We start from the raw sequence: 16,393 nt of genomic DNA on the forward strand, positions 1-16,393 counted from the left end.
GATGAAAGTCGATCCCATCACCTTCGCGGTCATCAAGAGCGGCCTCGATTCGATAGCCGACGAAATGGCTTACACCGTGGTGCGCATCGCGCGCTCGGAGATCGTCAAGGACGTCATGGATTTCTCGGCGGCGATCTGCGCCGGCGACGGCCAGATGGTGGCGCAGGCCAAGACCATCGCCCAGCATCTCGGCGCCATCCCCGAGGCGATGCAGTCGGTGCTGTCGAAGTTCGGCGACGACCTGCATGACGGCGACGTGGTGATCCTCAACGATCCCTATCACGGCGGCATGCACCTGCCCGACATCTTCATGTTCGTGCCGATCTTCCACGGCGGCAAGCGGCGCGCCTTCGCGGTGGTCATTTGCCACCACACCGATGTCGGCGGCCGGGTGCCCGGCTCGAATGCCTCGGATTCCACCGAGATTTACCAGGAAGGCCTGCGCATCCCGCCGTTGAAGCTCTACGACCGCGGTGTGCTCAACACGACGCTCGAGACCATGATCAAGATCAATGTCCGGGTGCCCGATCGGGTCTGGGGCGATCTGTCGGCGCAGTTCGCCGCCGCCCAGGTCGGCAAGCGTGGCCTCGACAAGCTGATGCAGCGCTACGGCGCCGACGATGTCGATACCTATATGCAGGAACTGCTCGACTATGCCGAAAGGCTGACCCGCCAGGAGATCAAGACCTGGCCGCGCGGCACCTATCGTTTCACCGATTACATCGACGACGACGGTTTCTCCGACACGCCGATCCCGATCAATGTGGCGATCACCGTGCGCGACGACGGCACGCTTTATGTCGACTATACCGGCTCGTCGCCGCAGGTGAAGGGTGCGCTCAATTCGACCTTGAGCTTCACCCATTCGCTGACCTATCTCAGCGTCCGCTGCGTGTTGGCGCGCGACATCCCCAACAATGTCGGCATGTTCCGCTGCGTCGAGGTCAAGGCGCCCGAGGCTTCCGTCTTGAACCCGGTCATGCCGGGCCCTTGCGCGGCCCGTGCGCTGACCGGCTACCGGGTGTTCGATTGTATGCTCGGGGCGCTCGCCAAGATCGTGCCGGACAAGGTGCCGGCGGCCGGCGAGGGCGGCAACAGCGTCATTTGCATCAGCGGTCTCAGGCCCAATCGCCAGCCCTTCATTATTGTCGACATGATCTGCGGCGCCTGGGGCGGCCGGCCCGACAAGGACGGGCTGGAGGCGGTGACCAATGCCTCGCAGAACCTCTCCAACATGCCGGTCGAGGTGATGGAAGCCGAGCACCCCGTGCGCATCGAGGATTATGGCTTCGTCACCGACAGCTGCGGTGCCGGCCGCTGGCGCGGCGGTGTCGGCATCCGCCGCTCCTATCGGATCCTGGCGCCCGAGGCGCTGCTGCAGATGCGCACCGACCGGGTCAAGTTCCGGCCCTACGGCCTTGCCGGCGGCGAGCCCGGCGGGCCCTCGCGCAATGCCATGGAGGTTGCCGGCGTCTGGCGCGACCTGCCGGGCAAGATCACCACGACGGTCGAGCAGGGCACGCTCATCGTGCATGAACAGGCCGGTGCCGGCGGCTTCGGCGATCCCCTGACGCGCGATCCCGACCATGTTCGCGAGGATCTGATCGACGGCAAGATCTCGGCCGCCTTCGCCGCCCGTCACTACGCGGTGCTGTTCGCCGACAGGCAGGCGGTCGATTTTGCCGGTACGGAGCGCCTGCGCGCCGAGCGTGCCGCCGCGACGCGGGAGGCCTGACATGGCCGCCGCGGCGATCCCAGCGAAGGCTTCGGGCGTCAAGGCGACCCGCAATCCGGAAGCCAGCCGCGCCCGGATCCTGGAGGCCGCGCGGATCGAGTTTGTCACCCAGGGGCTGAACGGCGCCCGGGTCGACCGCATCGCCGAGCAATCAGGTGTCAACAAGAACCTGATCTATCACTATTTCGGCTCCAAGGACGGGCTTTATCTCGAGGTCCTGGAGCGGATCTATTCGGGTCTGCGCAAGAGCCAGAAGGATGACGACGTCAGGGGTCTGCCACCGCTCGAAGGCATGCGCCAACTGGTCGGCAACACCTTCGACCATTTCGTCGCGACCCCCGATCTCATCCGGCTGATGAGCATCGAGAACATCCATTACGCCCAGCACCTGAAGGGCTCGACGACGATCAAGCCGCTCTATGGCGGCCTGCTCGACACGCTCCGCACGCTGCTCCGGCGTGGCCAGGCCGACGGCGTGTTCCGCGCCGAGGTCGACGAGGTCGATCTCTACCTGTCGATCTCGGGTCTCGCCTATTTCTTCCTGTCCAACCAGCACACCCTGTCCTGGCTTCTCGATCGCGACTTCGTCGCGGCGAAGCGCGTGGCCGGGCGCCGACGCCATGTCGTCGAGATGGTGCTGAGCTATTTGACGCATATTCCGCCTGAAGAAGCGGGGGGCGCCAAAACAGAGGTGATCAAGTCGGAGGACGGACAATGAAAAAGTTTCTATCGGCGGCGGCCATGGCGGCCGTGGCCTTGGTGGGGCTGGCCGCCTGGCCCGCCGGCGCCCAGCCGGCCGCGGCGCCGGACAAGCTTTCGGTCAGGCTCGACTTCTCGCCCTGGGGCGTGCAGGCGGCCATGCATCTGGCCAAGAACCGCGGCTGGTTCCGCGAGGCCAATCTCGATGTCGACATCCAGGACGGCCGCGGTTCGGGCAATACCATCCAGCTGGTCAATGCCGGCCAGGCCGATGTCGGGCAGGTCCAGGTTGGCCTGGTCGGTTCGGCCCGCGCCCAGGGCGCCAACATCAGGGCGATCGCGACCTTCCAGCGCCGCACCGATCTCTGCATCCTGGTCGACCGGGCCTCGCCCGTCGCCCGCGCCGCGGATCTGCGCGGCAAGACCGTGGTGGTCTTCGCCGCCAGCCCCTGGGCGCCGTTCATCGATCTCTACCTGCGCGCCGGTGGCCTCACCCGCAACGACCTGAAGATCGACTTCGTCGATCCGGCCGCGCTCTGGGGCACCTATACCGCCAAGCGCGCCGACGGCCTGATGTCGACGGTCGGTTCGGCCTTGCCGATCGCCGACCGGGCGCGGCCGTCGAAATGCCTGCTGGCGGCGGATGAGGGCATTGCCTTTCCGAGCTATGGCCTGGTCGCCCGCGACGACACCATTGCCGCCAAGGGCGCGGCGCTGCGCCGGCTGATCCAGGTCCAGCAGCGCGCCTGGGAACATCTGCGCACCAATCCCGACGACGGCGTCCGCGCCATGATCGCCGAGCGGCCGGATGCCCGGCTCGACCCGGAGGTGCTGCGTGGCCAGATCAAGCTGACCATCGACTATTTCGACACGCCGGCATCGCAGGGCCGGCCGATCGGCTGGCAGGCCCGCGAGGACTGGGAGGCCGCGCTGAAATCGATGGAGGCGGCGGGCGTCGTGCGCGCCGGCTGGGCCGTCACCGATTATTTCACCAACCAGCTGGTCGAGTGACCATGACCTTCCAGACGCCAGCACCGGCCGTGACGGCGGCCTATGTCTCCGTCCGCGGCGCGGGCAAGACCTATATGTCGCCGCGCGGTCCGGTGCCGGCCCTGCTCGGCATCGATCTCGACATCCGGCCCGGCGAATTCGTCAGCGTGGTCGGGCCGTCGGGCTGCGGCAAGAGCACGCTGTTGAAATGTGTCGCCGGGCTGGAGGAGGTTTCCACCGGCGAGATCCGCGTCGGCGGCAGGCCGCTCGACGGCCCGCCGGACAAGCTCGGCGTGGTGTTCCAGCGCGACGTCCTGCTCGACTGGCGCACCGTGCTCGACAATGTGCTCCTGTCGATCGAGTTCCTCGGCCTGCCGCGGGCGCAATACCGCGACCGGGCGCTGACGCTGCTCAACCGCTTCGGGCTTGCCGGTTTCGAACATCGTTTCCCCTGGGAACTGTCCGGCGGCATGCGCCAGCGCGCCTCGATCTGCCGGGCGCTGCTGGCCGATCCAGAGCTGCTGCTGATGGATGAACCCTTCGGCGCGCTCGACGCCATGACCCGCGACGACCTGAACATCGAACTCGCCCGGATCTGGCAGGACACCCGCAAGACCCTCCTGTTCATCACCCATTCGATCGCCGAAGCGGTGTTCCTGTCCGACCGCGTCGTCATGATGGGCAAGGCGCCGGGCAAGATCCTCGACATCATCGACATCGACCTGCCGCGGCCGCGCTCGCTGGCGATCCGCGAGAGCGCCGGCTTTGCCGCCTATACCCAACGCATCCGTCACCATTTCGCCGAGCTGGGGATCGTCAAGGAATGATGCGCGCGCTGAAACGCCTGTTCGCCGCCGATAACGAGGTTCGCGACGTCCTCCTCGTGCTGGCCGCTTCGCTCATCCTGTGGGAGATCGGTGTCGCCCTGTTCCAGCCGTCGCCCTTGATCCTGCCGGCGCCCTCGGCGGTGTTTTCGGCGTTCATGGAGACACCCGGCCTGTTCATGCGCCATCTCGGCTTCACGCTGGCCATGACCTGCGTCGGTTTCGTGCTGGCGGTGGCGCTCGGCATCGCGCTCTCCGTCGGCATCGTCTATTCGCCGTTCCTCGAGCGTACGGTCTATACCCTGCTGGTGGCGCTCAACTCGATCCCGAAAGTCGCGCTGGCGCCGCTCTTCGTCATCTGGCTCGGCACCGGCACCGAGCCGAAGATCGCCATCGCCCTGATGCTGGCGATCTTTCCGATCGTCATCGACATGGTGCTGGGGCTGCGCTCGGTCGATCCCGACATGCTGCATCTGGCGCGTGTCTCCCGGGCCTCGCCCTGGGCCGTGCTGTTCAAGATCCGCTTTCCCTGCGCCCTGCCGAGCCTGTTTGCCGGCATGAAGGTGGCGGTGTCCTTTGCTCTCGTCGGTGCCATCGTCGGCGAGTTTGTCGCCGGTAGCCAGGGCCTCGGTTTCCAAATCCTGGTGGCGCAGGGACAGTTCGACACGACCAGGGTGTTCGTCTCGCTGCTGCTGCTCGGCTTCGTCGGCACCATCCTGTTTTTCCTGGTCGACTTCGTCGAGCGCCTGCTATTGCCCTGGCACGTTTCGCAGCGCGCCCGTCAGGGCCAGTCCAGGCACGTATGACCGATCGGCAGGCATCGCAGCCCCGCGTCCTTCTCGGCATCGCCGCGCTGGTCGCGACCGGCGCGCTCTGGGGCAGCAACCATGTCGTCGCCCGGGCCGTGCGCGATGTCGTGCCTTTGCCGTCAATGGTATTCTGGCGCTGGGCGATCGGCGTGGTCGTACTCACCCTGATTGCCCTGCCGACGCTGCGTCCGGCCTGGCCGGCGATCCGCGCGCGCCTCGGCGACCTGATTGTCGGCGGCGTGGTCGGCGTCGGCCTCTTCTCCTACCTGTTGATCGGCGGCGCCTATCAAAGCATTGCCATCGAGGTCGGTTTCATCAACGCAACCACGCCGATCTGGGTGGCGCTGCTCGGCCTCAGGATGGGCGAGGGGCGGGTGCCGCTGGCCACCTGGCTGTCGCTGGCCCTGGCCTTTGCCGGCACGCTCCTGATCATCACCAAGGGCGACCCCGCGGTCATCGCCCAGCTCGACTTCAACCTCGGCAATCTCCTGTCGCTGCTGGCAGCGATCACCTTCGCCTGGTTCTCGCTGCGCCTGCGCGACTGGACCCGCACCATCGGCGCGCTGCCGCTGTCGGTCGTCACCGCCTGGGTGGCTCTGCTCCTGGTGTTCCTGCCGGTCTATCTGGTCTGGCTCTTGACCGGCGGGCCCTGGCTGATCTGGCCGGGACAGGACCGCGACTTCGCGCTCGCGGCGATCGCTTATGTCGGGCTCGGTCCGACCATGCTCGGCAACCTGTTCTACCTCTATGGGGTCGTCACCAACGGGCCGCAACGCGCGGCGGTCTTCCTTTATCTCAGCCCGGTCTTTTCCGCCGGCTTCGCCATGATCTGGCTCGGCGAACAACTCGCCTGGTTCCATGTCGCCGGCTTCGTCGCCATCATTGCCGGGCTGGTGCTGCTCAACCGCGTTGGCCGGGTGCGGGTGCCCACGGCGTGAGTCGCCACGTCACCCCCGGCGAGCGAAGCGAGGGAAGGGGGTCCAGGGCCGCTTCATCGGCGCTTGCAGCGCATGTCGTCGAGGTGTTTTCCCAACGTTGAGGTCGCGCGCTGCGACTCCTGGACCCCCGTCCCGCCCTCGCTTCGCTCAGGCGCCGGGGGTGACGTCGTGGTCCAGGTGCGAGCCTCGAAGGACGGCCAACCCGCCCGCAATACCCCGGCTCAGGCGCCGAAGCCGGCGCGTTTCAGCCGGGAAATCGCAAGATCGAGCGCCGACAGGAAGGCCGAGCGGTCGCGCGGCGCGAACGGCTTCGGCCCGCGCGTCGTCTCGCCGGCCGAGCGCAGGCCATCCATGAGGTTGCGGGTGGCGAGCGACAGGCCGATCGAGGTCTCGTCGAACAGCTTGCCGGTCGGGGCCAGAACCACGGCACCGGCCTTGACGCCGCGCGCTGCCAGCGGGATGTCGGCGGTGATGACGACGTCGCCGCGCGTCGCCCGCTCGGCGATCCAGTCATCCGCCACGTCGGGCCCGTCCCTGACCACGACGCGGTGGATCCACGGCTCGCGCGGCACCGCGATCGGGCTGTTGGCGACGACATGGACCTCGAGGCCATAACGCCCGGCGACCCGATAGACCTCGTCCTTCACCGGACAGGCATCGGCATCGACGAAGACGGTGATGCGCTTCGGCGCGGCCGCGCCCGACACCTCGGTCATCGCGTCGGCCTCACCGGCCCTTGCGGTGCTTGAACCCGCCGCGCTCGGCCTTGCCGGTCGGGCGTTGCGGCGGGCGCTTGCCCGCGGGCTTGCCGTCGTCCGAGCCGAAGGGCCGGCCTTCGGCCTTGAACGGCTTGCCTTCCCTGGCGGGCCTGGCGTCCTTGAACGGCTTGGCGTCGCGCGGGGGCTTGCCCTCGCCCTTGCCGAACGGCTTGCCCGCCGGCTTGCCGGCGAACTTGCGCGCCGGTCCCGCCGGGCCGCGCTGGCCGGGGGCTTCGGTCATCGGCTCGATATAGATGTCTTCGGCATTGGCGCGCCGGACGCTGATCGCGAACTCTTCCGCGACGGCCTCCGAGACCTCGAATTCGGTGACGTCGTCGAAGATCCTGATGGCGCCGATGTCCTGGCGGGTCACCTTGCCGCGCCGGCACAGCATCGGCAGGATCCATTTCGGATCGGCATTGTTCTCGCGTCCCGCATCGAGCCGGAACCAGGCCATGCCGGCGGAGGAGCGCGCCGGCCGGTCGTCGTCGCGGTCACGGGCGCCGCCGACGCGTTCTTTGGCGCCGCGCGGCTCGCGGCCCATGCTCGGCATGGTCACCTCTTCCGGCTCCGGCAGGCGGCCGCGCAGGACGCGCGCGAAAGCCGCGGCGATGTCGTCGGCCGACTTGTGCGCCAGCAGGGTCTCCGCCATCTGGCGGTCCTCTTCGCTCGGCTCGTCGGTCAGCAGCGGATCCAGCAGCAGCCGTTCGCCGTCGAGCTTGCGGATCTCGTCGGCGGTCGGCGGGCCCGACCATTGCGCCTTGATGCCGGCATTGGCGAGCAGGGTTTCGGCCCGGCGGTTGCGCGCCGGCGGCACGATCATCACGCTGATGCCCTTGCGCCCGGCACGGCCGGTGCGGCCGCTCCTGTGCTGCAGGATTTCCGCGTCATTGGGCAGTTCGGCATGGATCACCAGGCCGAGATTGGGCAGGTCGATGCCGCGCGCGGCGACGTCGGTCGCCACGCAGATGCGCGCGCGACCGTCGCGCAGCGCCTGCAGCGCCATGTTGCGCTCGTGCTGGCCGAGCTCGCCCGACAGGAACACCGCCGAGAAGCCGCGCTCGACCAGAATGGACTGGAGATGGCGTACCGCGTTGCGGGTGTTGCAGAACACGATGGCGCTCGGCGATTCGACCTGCCGGAGCACGTTGACCACCGCGTGCTCGACCTCGTTGGGCACGACGCGGATGGCGCGATATTCGATATCGATATGGCCGCCGCGCTCGCCGCGCGACGCCTCGATCCGGAAGGCATTGCGCTGGAAGCGCTTGGCCAGCGTCACGATGCCGGCCGGCAGCGTCGCCGAGAACAGCAAGGTCCGGCGGTTTTCCGGCGTCGTGTTGAGGATGAATTCCAGGTCGTCGCGGAAGCCGAGATCGAGCATCTCGTCGGCCTCGTCCAGCACCACGGCCTTCAGGCTGTAGGGGTTCAGCGCATTGCGCTCGATATGGTCGCGCAGGCGGCCCGGCGTGCCGACGACGATATGGGCGCCCTCGTCCAGCATGCGCCGTTCGCGCCGGGGGTCCATGCCGCCGACGCAGGCGACCACGCGGGCGCCGGTCTGGGCATAAAGCCAGGCCAGCTCGCGCTGCACCTGCAAGGCCAGTTCGCGGGTTGGCGCGATGATCAGCGCCATCGGGTCGCCGGCCGGCGCGATGCGTTCTTCGTCGCCGAGCAGCGTATGGGCGAGGCCGAGGCCATAGGCCACGGTCTTGCCGGAGCCGGTCTGGGCCGAGACCAGCAGGTCGCGGTCGAGCGCCTGCGGACCCATGACCCCGCTCTGTACCGGGGTCAGTTCGGTATAGTCGCGTTCGGCCAGCGCACGCGCCAGCGGAGGAGAAATCGGAAGTTCCGTCACGAGGATCGATGCCTTCTTGGGAGGAGTGTGGGTCGACAGCGACCCCAAATGCTCACCGCCGCGGACCGAGCCGCCGTCGGTCCAAAATCCAACTGTATGGTGGCTCCTAAGCCAATTCAGCCGAAAATGCCATGGCTTGTTTGTGCGTTGCGAAGCGGGGCAGGCGAAATATGAGCCGGCGGCGGCGCTCCAGGCCGCCTGCCGTGCTATGTCCAGGGCCTATAGGCACAGGCTATCGTGCCTGGATATCTTCGGCGTTGAACGGCCGGCCGCGGCGCCGCACCTTAAGGTCAAACCAGAAGAATTCGGAGGATGCCATGGTCGAGGGTCGAGCCACGTTGTCGCGGCGGGGTTTTGGCGCGCTGGCGCTGGCGGGCATCGCCGGGCCGGGCTTCGCCCAGGGTTACCCGAACCGGTCGATTCAGGTGGTCGTGCCGTTTGCCGCCGGCGGTGGCGTCGACGTCACCATGCGGGTCGCGGCCGAGGCCGCGGGTGACCTGATCGGCCAGCGCTTCGTCATCGAGAACCGCGGCGGCGGTGCCACCATCACCGCGACGACCGCGGTCGTGCGTGCGGCGCCCGACGGCTATACCGTGCTCACCGCGCCGACCACCATGGTGATCAACGCCGCCTCGCGCGACAACCTGCCGTTCAACTGGAAGACCGACCTCGTGCCGGTCTGCATGATCGCCAAGCTGCCTTTGGTCGTGGTGGCGCGCGCCGACGCGCCCTATTCGACCATGAAGGAGTTCGAGGCGGCGGCCAGGGCCGCCCGCGACCCGATCACTTTCTCCTCCGGCGGCACCGGCACGGTCGCCCATCTCGCCGGCGAGCTCTATGCCTTGCGCACCGGCGTCAAGCTGCAGCATGTGCCCTATCGCGGCGAGGGCCCGGCTTTGTCGGACCTGCTCGGCGGTTCGCTGAAAGTGTCGTTCGCGACGCTCGCTTCCGTGTCGGGCCAGATCGAGGCCGGTACGGTCAAGGCGCTGGGCGTCACCACCCGGGCGCGCACCAGCATGCTGCCCAATGTGCCGACGCTGGCCGAGCAGGGTTATGCCGATTACGACGTCTCGGCCTGGCTCGCGGTGGTGGCGCCGCGCGGCACGCCGCAGGAGGCGGTCGACGCCCTGCAGAAGGCTTTTTCCACCGTGCTGGCGACGCCGGCCATGCGCGAGCGGATGAAGGTGCTCGGCGCCGATCCGACGCCCGGCACGGCGGCCGAACTCGCCGCCTTCATGGACAAGGAAGCCAGCCAATGGGCCGAGGTGGTGCGCGCCATCGGCCTGAAACCCGAATGAACCGGACCCTGAGCCTGATGCTCGCCCTGCGCAAGACCGAGGCCGTTCCAGGCGTCGTCCTGACCGAAACGGCGGTGCCGCGCCCGGCCGGCGACGAGGTGATCGTCGCGGTCGAGGCGGCGGGCATTTGCGGCACCGACCTGCATATTGCCGACTGGACCGGCGGTTATGAAGCCATGACCAGCGCCATGCCGGTGACGCTCGGCCATGAATTCGCCGGCCGGGTCGTCGGCGGCGCCGGGATCCGGTCCGGCCAGCGCATCGTCGTGCGTCCTTCGGTCGTCTGCGGCACCTGTCCGTCCTGCCTGGGCGGTCGCTTCGAGCGCTGCACCAGCCGCACCGGCATCGGCATTCGCCGCGACGGTGGCTTCGCTTCGCGGGTTGTCGTGCCGGCGGTCAATTGCATTGCGGTGCCCGATGGCCTGGATGCCGAAATCGCCGCGCTGACCGAGCCGATGACGGTGGCGGCCGAAGCCGCCGATCGTGCCATGATCCGGCCGGGCGCGCGGGTGCTGATCCTCGGGCCCGGCCCGATCGGGCTCGGCGTCGCGCTGTTCGTCGAAGCATCAGGCGCGACCGATATCGTGCTGGCCGGCCGCGACGACGCCGCCCGTTTTGCTTGCGCCCACGCGCTCGGCTTCCCTGCAACGATCGATGTCGGCGACCGCCCTTTGGCCGAGGCCCTGCGCACCGGCGGCCAGGACAGGGCCTTCGACGTGGTCATCGAGGCGGCCGGTGTCGCGGCCCTGATCCCGCAGGCCCTCGACGTGCTCGACCAGGACGGCCTGCTCGTGGTGGTCGGCATCCATGCCCGTCCGGCGTCGCTTGATCTGACGAGGCTGGTGCGCGCCGGCCAGACCATCCGCGGCTCCTACCGCGCGCCCATCGCCACCTGGTCGCGGGTCGTCGACCGGCTCTCGGCCGAACCGGAACGCTTCCGCAGGCTGATCACCCATCGGCTGCCCTTGTCCGAGGCCCTTGATGGACTTGCCGCCATGCGCGATCGCAGCGGCGTCAAGGTCATGCTGGACCCGCAGATGGACATGGTTGCCACATGAACCTCTCCGGCACGGCTTTCCTGGCGCTGTGGAACGGCGTCGCGCCCGGCCATCTCAGCGCCTATCAGGACTGGCACGGCATCGAGCACGTGCCCGAGCGGCTGACCGTGCCGGGCATGCTGGCCGCCTGGCGCTATCAGGCCGGTGATGGCGACCAGGCGCATTTCTTCACGCTTTACGACCTCGCCTCGATCGAGGTGCTCGACACTCCGGCCTATCAGCGGCTGATCAACCAGCCGAGCCCTGAAAGCATCAGGATGCGTCCGCACCTGACCGGGTTCACCCGCATCATCTGCCGTATCGCGGCGCGCCAGGCTTCGCCATCGGCGGCCTTCATCGTGCCGCTGGTGACGGCCGAGGCCATTTCGCGCGATGGGGCGTCCGCCGGGTCTGGCTTGGCCATCCAGCATGGCGTCATCGCCGCCGATGCGCCGGGTCATCCGCTGGCGCGTGCAACCCCGACGACCGGGTCGGTCCTGCTGGTCGATGCCGACGACCCGGCCGTGCTTCGCGCCGAGATCGCAAGGCGCGCGCCGGCCGCTGCCGCCACGACCAGCGCCTTTCGCCTGATCGGAGATTTTTTGCCGGCGGGCTGACCGGGTGCTAGACAGCCGCCGCCGAGTCATGATGGTGCGGGCCCGATCAGCTTTGGGAGCATGGACATGAACGACGAGACGATCGAACGGCTGGCCATCCGCGACCTCGTGCAGAACTGGGCCCTGTGGCGCGATGCCGGCGACTGGGACCGGTTCGCCACCTGCTGGCACGCGGAAGCCCGCATGGCGGCCACCTGGTATCAGGGGCTGGCGAGCGATTTCATCAAGGTCAGCCGCGAAGGCTGGGCCAAGGGCGTCAGCATCCTGCATTTTCTCGGCGGCACGGCGATCGACCTCGACGGCAGCCGCGCGATCGCCCAGACCAAGATGACCATTTCGCAGCGTGGCATGGTCCATGGCGTGTTGTGCGACGTCGTCTGCACCGGCCGCTTCCACGACTTCATCGAAAAGCGCCACGGCGAATGGCGCCTGCTGTTCCGCCAGCCGATCTATGAAAAGGACCGGCTCGACCCGGTGCTGCCGGATGCCAAACTCACGCTCGACGCCGACCTGCTCGGCCAGTTCCCGGAAGGCTACCGCCACCTCGCCTATATCCAGACCCAGATCGGCTACACGGTGAAGCGCGACATGCCCGGCCTGCGCGGCCCAGAGGTCGAGGTGCTCTACCGGCGCGGCCGCGAATGGCTCGCCGGGCGGCTGGCGGAGCCGTGGTGACAGGGTTTCGGCCGACCAAGGCACGAGCCGCCGAGCGCGAAGGACTGACACATGACGATCACCGTGCCGCCGGAAGGTGGGCTGAACTTCCTCGCCGCGCCCTCGGCGCTTGACCTCCAGGCCCTGTCGGCCCGCTTCGCCGTCCTGGGCGCGCCCTGGGGCGTGCCCTACGGCATGCGCGGCATCGCAGGCGGCAACAGCGACGCGCCGCGTGCGGTGCGGGCTCGCTCCCATCGCCATGGCCACTTCGCCGGTCATCATGACTTCGATCTGGACGCGCCCTTGTTTTCGGCGGCCGAGGCGGGCCTGGTCGATTGTGGCGATGTCGCCGGCGATCACCGCGACCTCAGGGCCAATGGCCGCCGGGTGACCGAGGCCGTGCGACTGATCGCAAGCCGCAACGCCGTGCCGATCGTCATTGGCGGCGACGACTCGGTGCCGGCTTTGGTCGCCGCCGGGCTCGAAGCCCAAGGCCCGCTGCATGTCGTCCAGGTCGATGCCCATCTGGACTTTCGCGACGAGGTCGATGGCGAGCGGCACGGTTATTCCAGTCCGATGCGGCGGGTCTCCGAAATGGCCTGGGTCGAACGCATCATCCATGTCGGCCAGCGTGGCATCGGCAGCGCGCGGCCGCAGGATGTCGCCGACAGCCTGGCCGCCGGCAACCGGATCGTCACGGCGCGGCAGGTTGCGCGCGATGGCATTGCCGCGGCCCTGGCGCATGTCCCCGACGGCGCCAAGGTCTTCATATCCTTCGATTGCGACGGGCTCGATCCGTCGGTCATGCCCGGCACCGGCTCGCCTCTGCCCGGCGGGCTCGGTTTTTATGACGCTGTCGACCTGTTCACCGGCCTCGCCCGGCGCGGGGTGATCGCCGGCGTCGCCTTTGCCGAACACAATCCCGCGCTCGACGTCAACGCCATCACCAGCCTCGGCATCGTCAGGCTGATCGTCAACATGATCGGCACGATCCTGCGCCGCGGCTGACGCCGCCGCTCAGGCAGGCGTCCGGCTCGGCTTCAGTTCGATGCGGGCGGTGAGCCCGTGCGGCGCGTGGTCGGCCAGCACCAGCCGGCCGCCATGGCCTTCTGCGATGGCGCGCGCAATGGTCAGTCCCAGGCCGAAACCGGTGTCGTTGCTGAGCGTGCGGGCGGCGTCGCCGCGGGCGAAAGGCTCCTGCATCTGGTCGCGCTCGCCGTCCGGAATGCCCGGGCCGTCATCCTCGACCTCGATCGCGACGCCGCCATCCGGGGCAATGCCCAGCCGCATGCGTGCGCTGCCGGCATATTTCAGCGCATTCTCGACGAGATTGGTCACCGCGCGCTGGATTTCGTTCGGCCGGATGTCCAGCCGCAGGGCCTCGGGGCCGTCATAGGGGACGCTCACGCCCATGTCGGAATATTGGTCGCGGATGGCCATCAGGATGCTCGGCAATTCGGTCGGCATCAGCGGCTCGCCGCCGCGGCCGTCGCGCAGGTAGCTGAGCGTGCCGCGCACCAATGTCTCCATCTGGTCGAGGTCGGCCAGCATGCCGGTCCTCTGGCCCTGGTCGTCCATGAACTCGGCGCGCAGCCGGAGCCGGGTGATCGGCGTCCGCAAGTCATGGCTGACGGCGGCCAGCATGCGCGTGCGTTCGGCGACGAATTTGGAGATGCGCGCCTGCATCTGGTTCATCGCATGGGCCAGTTGCCGGACCTCGCGGGGGCCGCGCTCGGGCAGCGCGACGGCGATGTCATCGGCCGAATAGCGCCGCGCGGCTTCGGCGATCTCGTTCAGCGGGCGGGTCAGCGCCTTGGCCGCCCACAGGCTCAGCAGCACCAGGCTGATGCCGAGAAAGGCGAGCGTCGACAGCCCCGGTCCGAACAGCGGCGCGCGGGAGGAGCGCGGCAGGGTGACCCGGAACATGTCGCCGTCGCGCAGCCGCACCAGCAGTTCCTCGGCGGCGTCGGGGCGCGGCTCGGCCATCGGACCGAGCGGCCACACCGAAATGCCGGGAATCGCGCGGATGCGGCGAAAGCCGCGCTGCAGCGGCTCCTGCTCGGCCGGCGGCGTGGTTTCGGTGTCGCGCCGGATCGAGACGTCGGTCCGAGCGGTAGCGAGGCTCGCCAGCAGCGGGCCGCGTTCGGCCATCGGTGTCGCGTCGATCAGCGCCAGCAAGGCCGAGGCGCGGCCGGCCAGCTCGGCCGGATGGCGCGGCTTGAGATCTGTGTTCGACAGGGCGAAGACGATGGTCGCGATGAGATGGAAGATCGCCACCGCCCCGATGACCAGGGCGGCGATCTGCATGGTGATCCGGCGTGGCCTGAGATCGAACCTGTGGCGCATCAGGCCGCATCCACTTCCGGAGTGAACTGATAACCGGACGAGCGCACCGTGACGATGATGCTCGGTTCGTCGTCGCCGAGGCGGATCTTGCTGCGCAGACGGCTGACCAGGATGTCGACGCTGCGCTCATAAGGGCCGACCGCGCGGCCCTGGGTCAGGTCGACGATCTGTTCGCGGCTCAAGGTGCGGCCGGGCCTTTCGCAGAACACGTTGAGCAGGTCGAACTCGGCGCTGGTAATGGCGACGCGGGCGCCGGACGCGTCGGTCAGGGTGCGCTGCACGGTATCGACCGTCCAGCCGAGGAAGCGATAATTGCGCACGCCCAGCGGCCGCGCCGCGACCGAGCCTTCGGCGGTGCGCCGCAACACCGCCCGGATCCGGGCCAGCAGCTCGCGCGGATTGAACGGCTTGGCGACATAGTCGTCGGCGCCGATCTCCAGCCCGATGATGCGGTCGAGATCTTCGCCGCGCGCCGACAGCATGATGATCGGGATGGCGCTGGCGGCGCGGGCCCGCCGGCACAGGCTGAGCCCGTCTTCGCCCGGCAGCATGATGTCGAGGATCAACAGGTCGAAGCGGTGGTCGGCGAGCAGCCGATCGAAATCCCGGCCGTCCGGCGCGACGGTCACCCGGAAGCTGTTGGTGCGCAGGTAGCGCGTCAGAAGCTTGCTGATCTCGCTGTCGTCTTCGACGATCAGGATGTGCGGCTGAGTGGACATGGCTGTCTTATCGCGCGCTGCGTTGGTCTCCGGGACAAATTTATTGTTTCCGGTTGTATCCACCGGGTGCGGGGAGAAAACCGGAAACATATGCGGAGATCATGGCTCGGCAGTCGAGGCTGCCACCCCCCACCATCACCGATTCGTGAGGCGGGGCCGGTAACGGCTTGCCGCCGGAGGCCGTATGACGTCACATCTCGATGATGTGGAGCCCCAGCATGCTGCCGTGGAACGATCGGGCCGGACGATTGTCCGTCCTCAAGCTGGTCTTTTTCCTCGGCATCCTCGCGCCCGGCCTGTGGATCATCGCCCAGGCCGTGACGGGGACGCTCGGCTCCAAGCCGGTGACCGAGGCGATCCACCAGGCCGGCGACTGGACCGTCAGGCTGCTGCTGCTGTCGCTCGCGGTGACGCCGTTCCGCTACGCCTTCGACTGGCCGAAGCTGATCGCCATCCGCCGCATGGTCGGCGTCGCGGCGCTCGCTTATGCGGTCATCCATCTCGGGCTCTACGTGGTCGAGCAGGGTTATGACCTGGCCAAGGTGGTCAGCGAGATCGTGCTGCGCATCTACCTGACCATTGGCTTCGCCGCGCTGCTCGGCCTCGTCCTGCTCGGCGCCACCTCCACCGATGCGATGATCAAGCGGCTCGGCACCGCCAGGTGGAACCGGCTGCATCAGCTGATCTACGGCCTGACCGTGCTGGCGCTGCTGCACTTCTTCCTGCAGAGCAAGATCGACGTGACCGAGCCGACCTTGATGGCCGGGCTGTTCCTCTGGCTGGTCGGCTTTCGCCTGATGCGGCGCTTCGATGTCAAGATCACGCCGGTGTCGCTGATTGGCCTGGCGATCGCCGCCGCCGCCGCCACCGCACTGCTGGAAACCGGGTGGTATGCCGCCCGGACCGGGGTCATGGCCTCGCGCGTGTTCATGGCCAATTTCTCCATCGATATTGGGCTGAGGCCCGCCGCCTGGGTGCTGATCACAGGCCTTGGCATTGCCGGCGTCACGCTCTTGCGCCGGCTGACCGGCGAACCCGACCGCGGCCGCCGGGGCCGAACCCGGCAGCCTGTCGCCAGCGCCGCCGAATGACCATATGACTGTCCGAAACG

The 16,393-nt window shown here is 68.2% G+C and carries 16 protein-coding genes; 12 read left to right on the forward strand and 4 right to left on the reverse strand.

The window, feature by feature from the left end:
- The first annotated feature begins 1 nt into the window (after position 1).
- From E8M01_RS18275 to E8M01_RS18300, 6 genes are read left to right on the forward strand one after another with little or no spacing between them, the layout of a single operon-like run.
- Positions 2-1,735, forward strand: a complete 1,734-nt coding sequence (locus tag E8M01_RS18275; protein ID WP_136961432.1) for a hydantoinase B/oxoprolinase family protein — start codon at positions 2-4, stop codon at positions 1,733-1,735.
- A gap of 1 nt (position 1,736) precedes the next feature.
- The gene (locus E8M01_RS18280) at positions 1,737-2,453 is read left to right on the forward strand and encodes a TetR/AcrR family transcriptional regulator (protein WP_136961433.1); all 717 of its coding nucleotides are present in this window, start codon (positions 1,737-1,739) and stop codon (positions 2,451-2,453) included.
- A complete protein-coding gene (locus E8M01_RS18285; protein WP_136961434.1) occupies positions 2,450-3,445 on the forward strand; it encodes an ABC transporter substrate-binding protein in 996 nt (331 codons plus the stop codon). The genes E8M01_RS18280 and E8M01_RS18285 overlap by 4 nt, the downstream gene beginning before the upstream one ends.
- Before the next feature lie 2 nt (positions 3,446-3,447).
- A complete protein-coding gene (locus E8M01_RS18290; RefSeq protein ID WP_136961435.1) occupies positions 3,448-4,251 on the forward strand; it encodes an ABC transporter ATP-binding protein in 804 nt (267 codons plus the stop codon).
- Positions 4,248-5,054: an ABC transporter permease gene (locus tag E8M01_RS18295; protein WP_246088348.1), complete on the forward strand. Its 807-nt coding sequence runs from the start codon at positions 4,248-4,250 to the stop codon at positions 5,052-5,054. Before E8M01_RS18290 ends, E8M01_RS18295 begins: the two co-directional genes overlap by 4 nt.
- Positions 5,051-5,995 (forward strand): DMT family transporter, encoded by a 945-nt coding sequence (locus tag E8M01_RS18300; protein WP_136961436.1) that lies wholly within the window; start codon positions 5,051-5,053, stop codon positions 5,993-5,995. The genes E8M01_RS18295 and E8M01_RS18300 overlap by 4 nt, the downstream gene beginning before the upstream one ends.
- A gap of 221 nt (positions 5,996-6,216) precedes the next feature.
- On the opposite strand, the gene E8M01_RS18305 is transcribed toward E8M01_RS18300, so the two are convergent.
- The gene (locus tag E8M01_RS18305) at positions 6,217-6,711 is read right to left on the reverse strand and encodes a YaiI/YqxD family protein (RefSeq protein ID WP_425467663.1); all 495 of its coding nucleotides are present in this window, start codon (positions 6,709-6,711) and stop codon (positions 6,217-6,219) included.
- A gap of 10 nt (positions 6,712-6,721) precedes the next feature.
- A complete protein-coding gene (locus tag E8M01_RS18310) occupies positions 6,722-8,611 on the reverse strand; it encodes a DEAD/DEAH box helicase (RefSeq protein WP_136961437.1) in 1,890 nt (629 codons plus the stop codon).
- A gap of 317 nt (positions 8,612-8,928) precedes the next feature.
- On the opposite strand from E8M01_RS18310, the gene E8M01_RS18315 reads away from it, so the two are divergent.
- The 5 genes from E8M01_RS18315 to E8M01_RS18335 all read left to right on the forward strand — a co-directional run bounded on the left by E8M01_RS18315 (position 8,929) and on the right by E8M01_RS18335 (position 13,225).
- Positions 8,929-9,909, forward strand: coding sequence for a Bug family tripartite tricarboxylate transporter substrate binding protein (locus E8M01_RS18315; protein WP_170181953.1), 981 nt, complete (start codon positions 8,929-8,931; stop codon positions 9,907-9,909).
- Positions 9,906-10,967, forward strand: a complete 1,062-nt coding sequence (locus E8M01_RS18320; protein ID WP_215908767.1) for a zinc-dependent alcohol dehydrogenase — start codon at positions 9,906-9,908, stop codon at positions 10,965-10,967. Before E8M01_RS18315 ends, E8M01_RS18320 begins: the two co-directional genes overlap by 4 nt.
- Positions 10,964-11,563 carry a hypothetical protein gene (locus E8M01_RS18325; protein ID WP_136961439.1) on the forward strand — a complete coding sequence of 200 codons (600 nt, stop codon included), beginning with the start codon at positions 10,964-10,966 and terminating at the stop codon, positions 11,561-11,563. Before E8M01_RS18320 ends, E8M01_RS18325 begins: the two co-directional genes overlap by 4 nt.
- Positions 11,564-11,629: 66 nt before the next feature.
- Positions 11,630-12,238 (forward strand): nuclear transport factor 2 family protein, encoded by a 609-nt coding sequence (locus tag E8M01_RS18330; protein WP_136961440.1) that lies wholly within the window; start codon positions 11,630-11,632, stop codon positions 12,236-12,238.
- A 51-nt stretch (positions 12,239-12,289) separates the two neighbouring features.
- Positions 12,290-13,225: an arginase family protein gene (locus tag E8M01_RS18335; protein WP_136961441.1), complete on the forward strand. Its 936-nt coding sequence runs from the start codon at positions 12,290-12,292 to the stop codon at positions 13,223-13,225.
- Positions 13,226-13,234: 9 nt separating this feature from the next.
- Here E8M01_RS18335 and E8M01_RS18340 read toward each other — a convergent pair whose 3' ends face one another.
- Positions 13,235-14,563, reverse strand: a complete 1,329-nt coding sequence (locus E8M01_RS18340; protein ID WP_136961442.1) for an ATP-binding protein — start codon at positions 14,561-14,563, stop codon at positions 13,235-13,237.
- Entirely contained in the window at positions 14,563-15,282 is a 720-nt protein-coding gene (locus tag E8M01_RS18345; protein ID WP_136961443.1) for a response regulator, read from the reverse strand. Before E8M01_RS18345 ends, E8M01_RS18340 begins: the two co-directional genes overlap by 1 nt.
- Positions 15,283-15,500: 218 nt before the next feature.
- Between E8M01_RS18345 and E8M01_RS18350 the strand changes: the two genes are divergently transcribed.
- Positions 15,501-16,373, forward strand: a complete 873-nt coding sequence (locus E8M01_RS18350) for a protein-methionine-sulfoxide reductase heme-binding subunit MsrQ (RefSeq protein ID WP_136961444.1) — start codon at positions 15,501-15,503, stop codon at positions 16,371-16,373.
- Positions 16,374-16,393: the final 20 nt, after the last annotated feature.

This window comes from Phreatobacter stygius, from assembly GCF_005144885.1.
GTDB classification, from domain to species: domain Bacteria; phylum Pseudomonadota; class Alphaproteobacteria; order Rhizobiales; family Phreatobacteraceae; genus Phreatobacter; species Phreatobacter stygius.

Bases quoted from the DNA above. Each gene is read 5' to 3' on its own strand.
- E8M01_RS18275 (WP_136961432.1), top strand. From the start codon at position 2: ATGAAAGTCGATCCCATCACCTTCGCGGTCATCAAGAGCGGCCTCGAT.
- E8M01_RS18280 (WP_136961433.1), top strand. From the start codon at position 1,737: ATGGCCGCCGCGGCGATCCCAGCGAAGGCTTCGGGCGTCAAGGCGACC.
- E8M01_RS18285 (WP_136961434.1), top strand. From the start codon at position 2,450: ATGAAAAAGTTTCTATCGGCGGCGGCCATGGCGGCCGTGGCCTTGGTG.
- E8M01_RS18290 (WP_136961435.1), top strand. From the start codon at position 3,448: ATGACCTTCCAGACGCCAGCACCGGCCGTGACGGCGGCCTATGTCTCC.
- E8M01_RS18295 (WP_246088348.1), top strand. From the start codon at position 4,248: ATGATGCGCGCGCTGAAACGCCTGTTCGCCGCCGATAACGAGGTTCGC.
- E8M01_RS18300 (WP_136961436.1), top strand. From the start codon at position 5,051: ATGACCGATCGGCAGGCATCGCAGCCCCGCGTCCTTCTCGGCATCGCC.
- E8M01_RS18305 (WP_425467663.1), bottom strand. From the start codon at position 6,711: ATGACCGAGGTGTCGGGCGCGGCCGCGCCGAAGCGCATCACCGTCTTC.
- E8M01_RS18315 (WP_170181953.1), top strand. From the start codon at position 8,929: ATGGTCGAGGGTCGAGCCACGTTGTCGCGGCGGGGTTTTGGCGCGCTG.
- E8M01_RS18320 (WP_215908767.1), top strand. From the start codon at position 9,906: ATGAACCGGACCCTGAGCCTGATGCTCGCCCTGCGCAAGACCGAGGCC.
- E8M01_RS18325 (WP_136961439.1), top strand. From the start codon at position 10,964: ATGAACCTCTCCGGCACGGCTTTCCTGGCGCTGTGGAACGGCGTCGCG.
- E8M01_RS18330 (WP_136961440.1), top strand. From the start codon at position 11,630: ATGAACGACGAGACGATCGAACGGCTGGCCATCCGCGACCTCGTGCAG.
- E8M01_RS18335 (WP_136961441.1), top strand. From the start codon at position 12,290: ATGACGATCACCGTGCCGCCGGAAGGTGGGCTGAACTTCCTCGCCGCG.
- E8M01_RS18340 (WP_136961442.1), bottom strand. From the start codon at position 14,563: ATGCGCCACAGGTTCGATCTCAGGCCACGCCGGATCACCATGCAGATC.
- E8M01_RS18345 (WP_136961443.1), bottom strand. From the start codon at position 15,282: ATGTCCACTCAGCCGCACATCCTGATCGTCGAAGACGACAGCGAGATC.
- E8M01_RS18350 (WP_136961444.1), top strand. From the start codon at position 15,501: ATGCTGCCGTGGAACGATCGGGCCGGACGATTGTCCGTCCTCAAGCTG.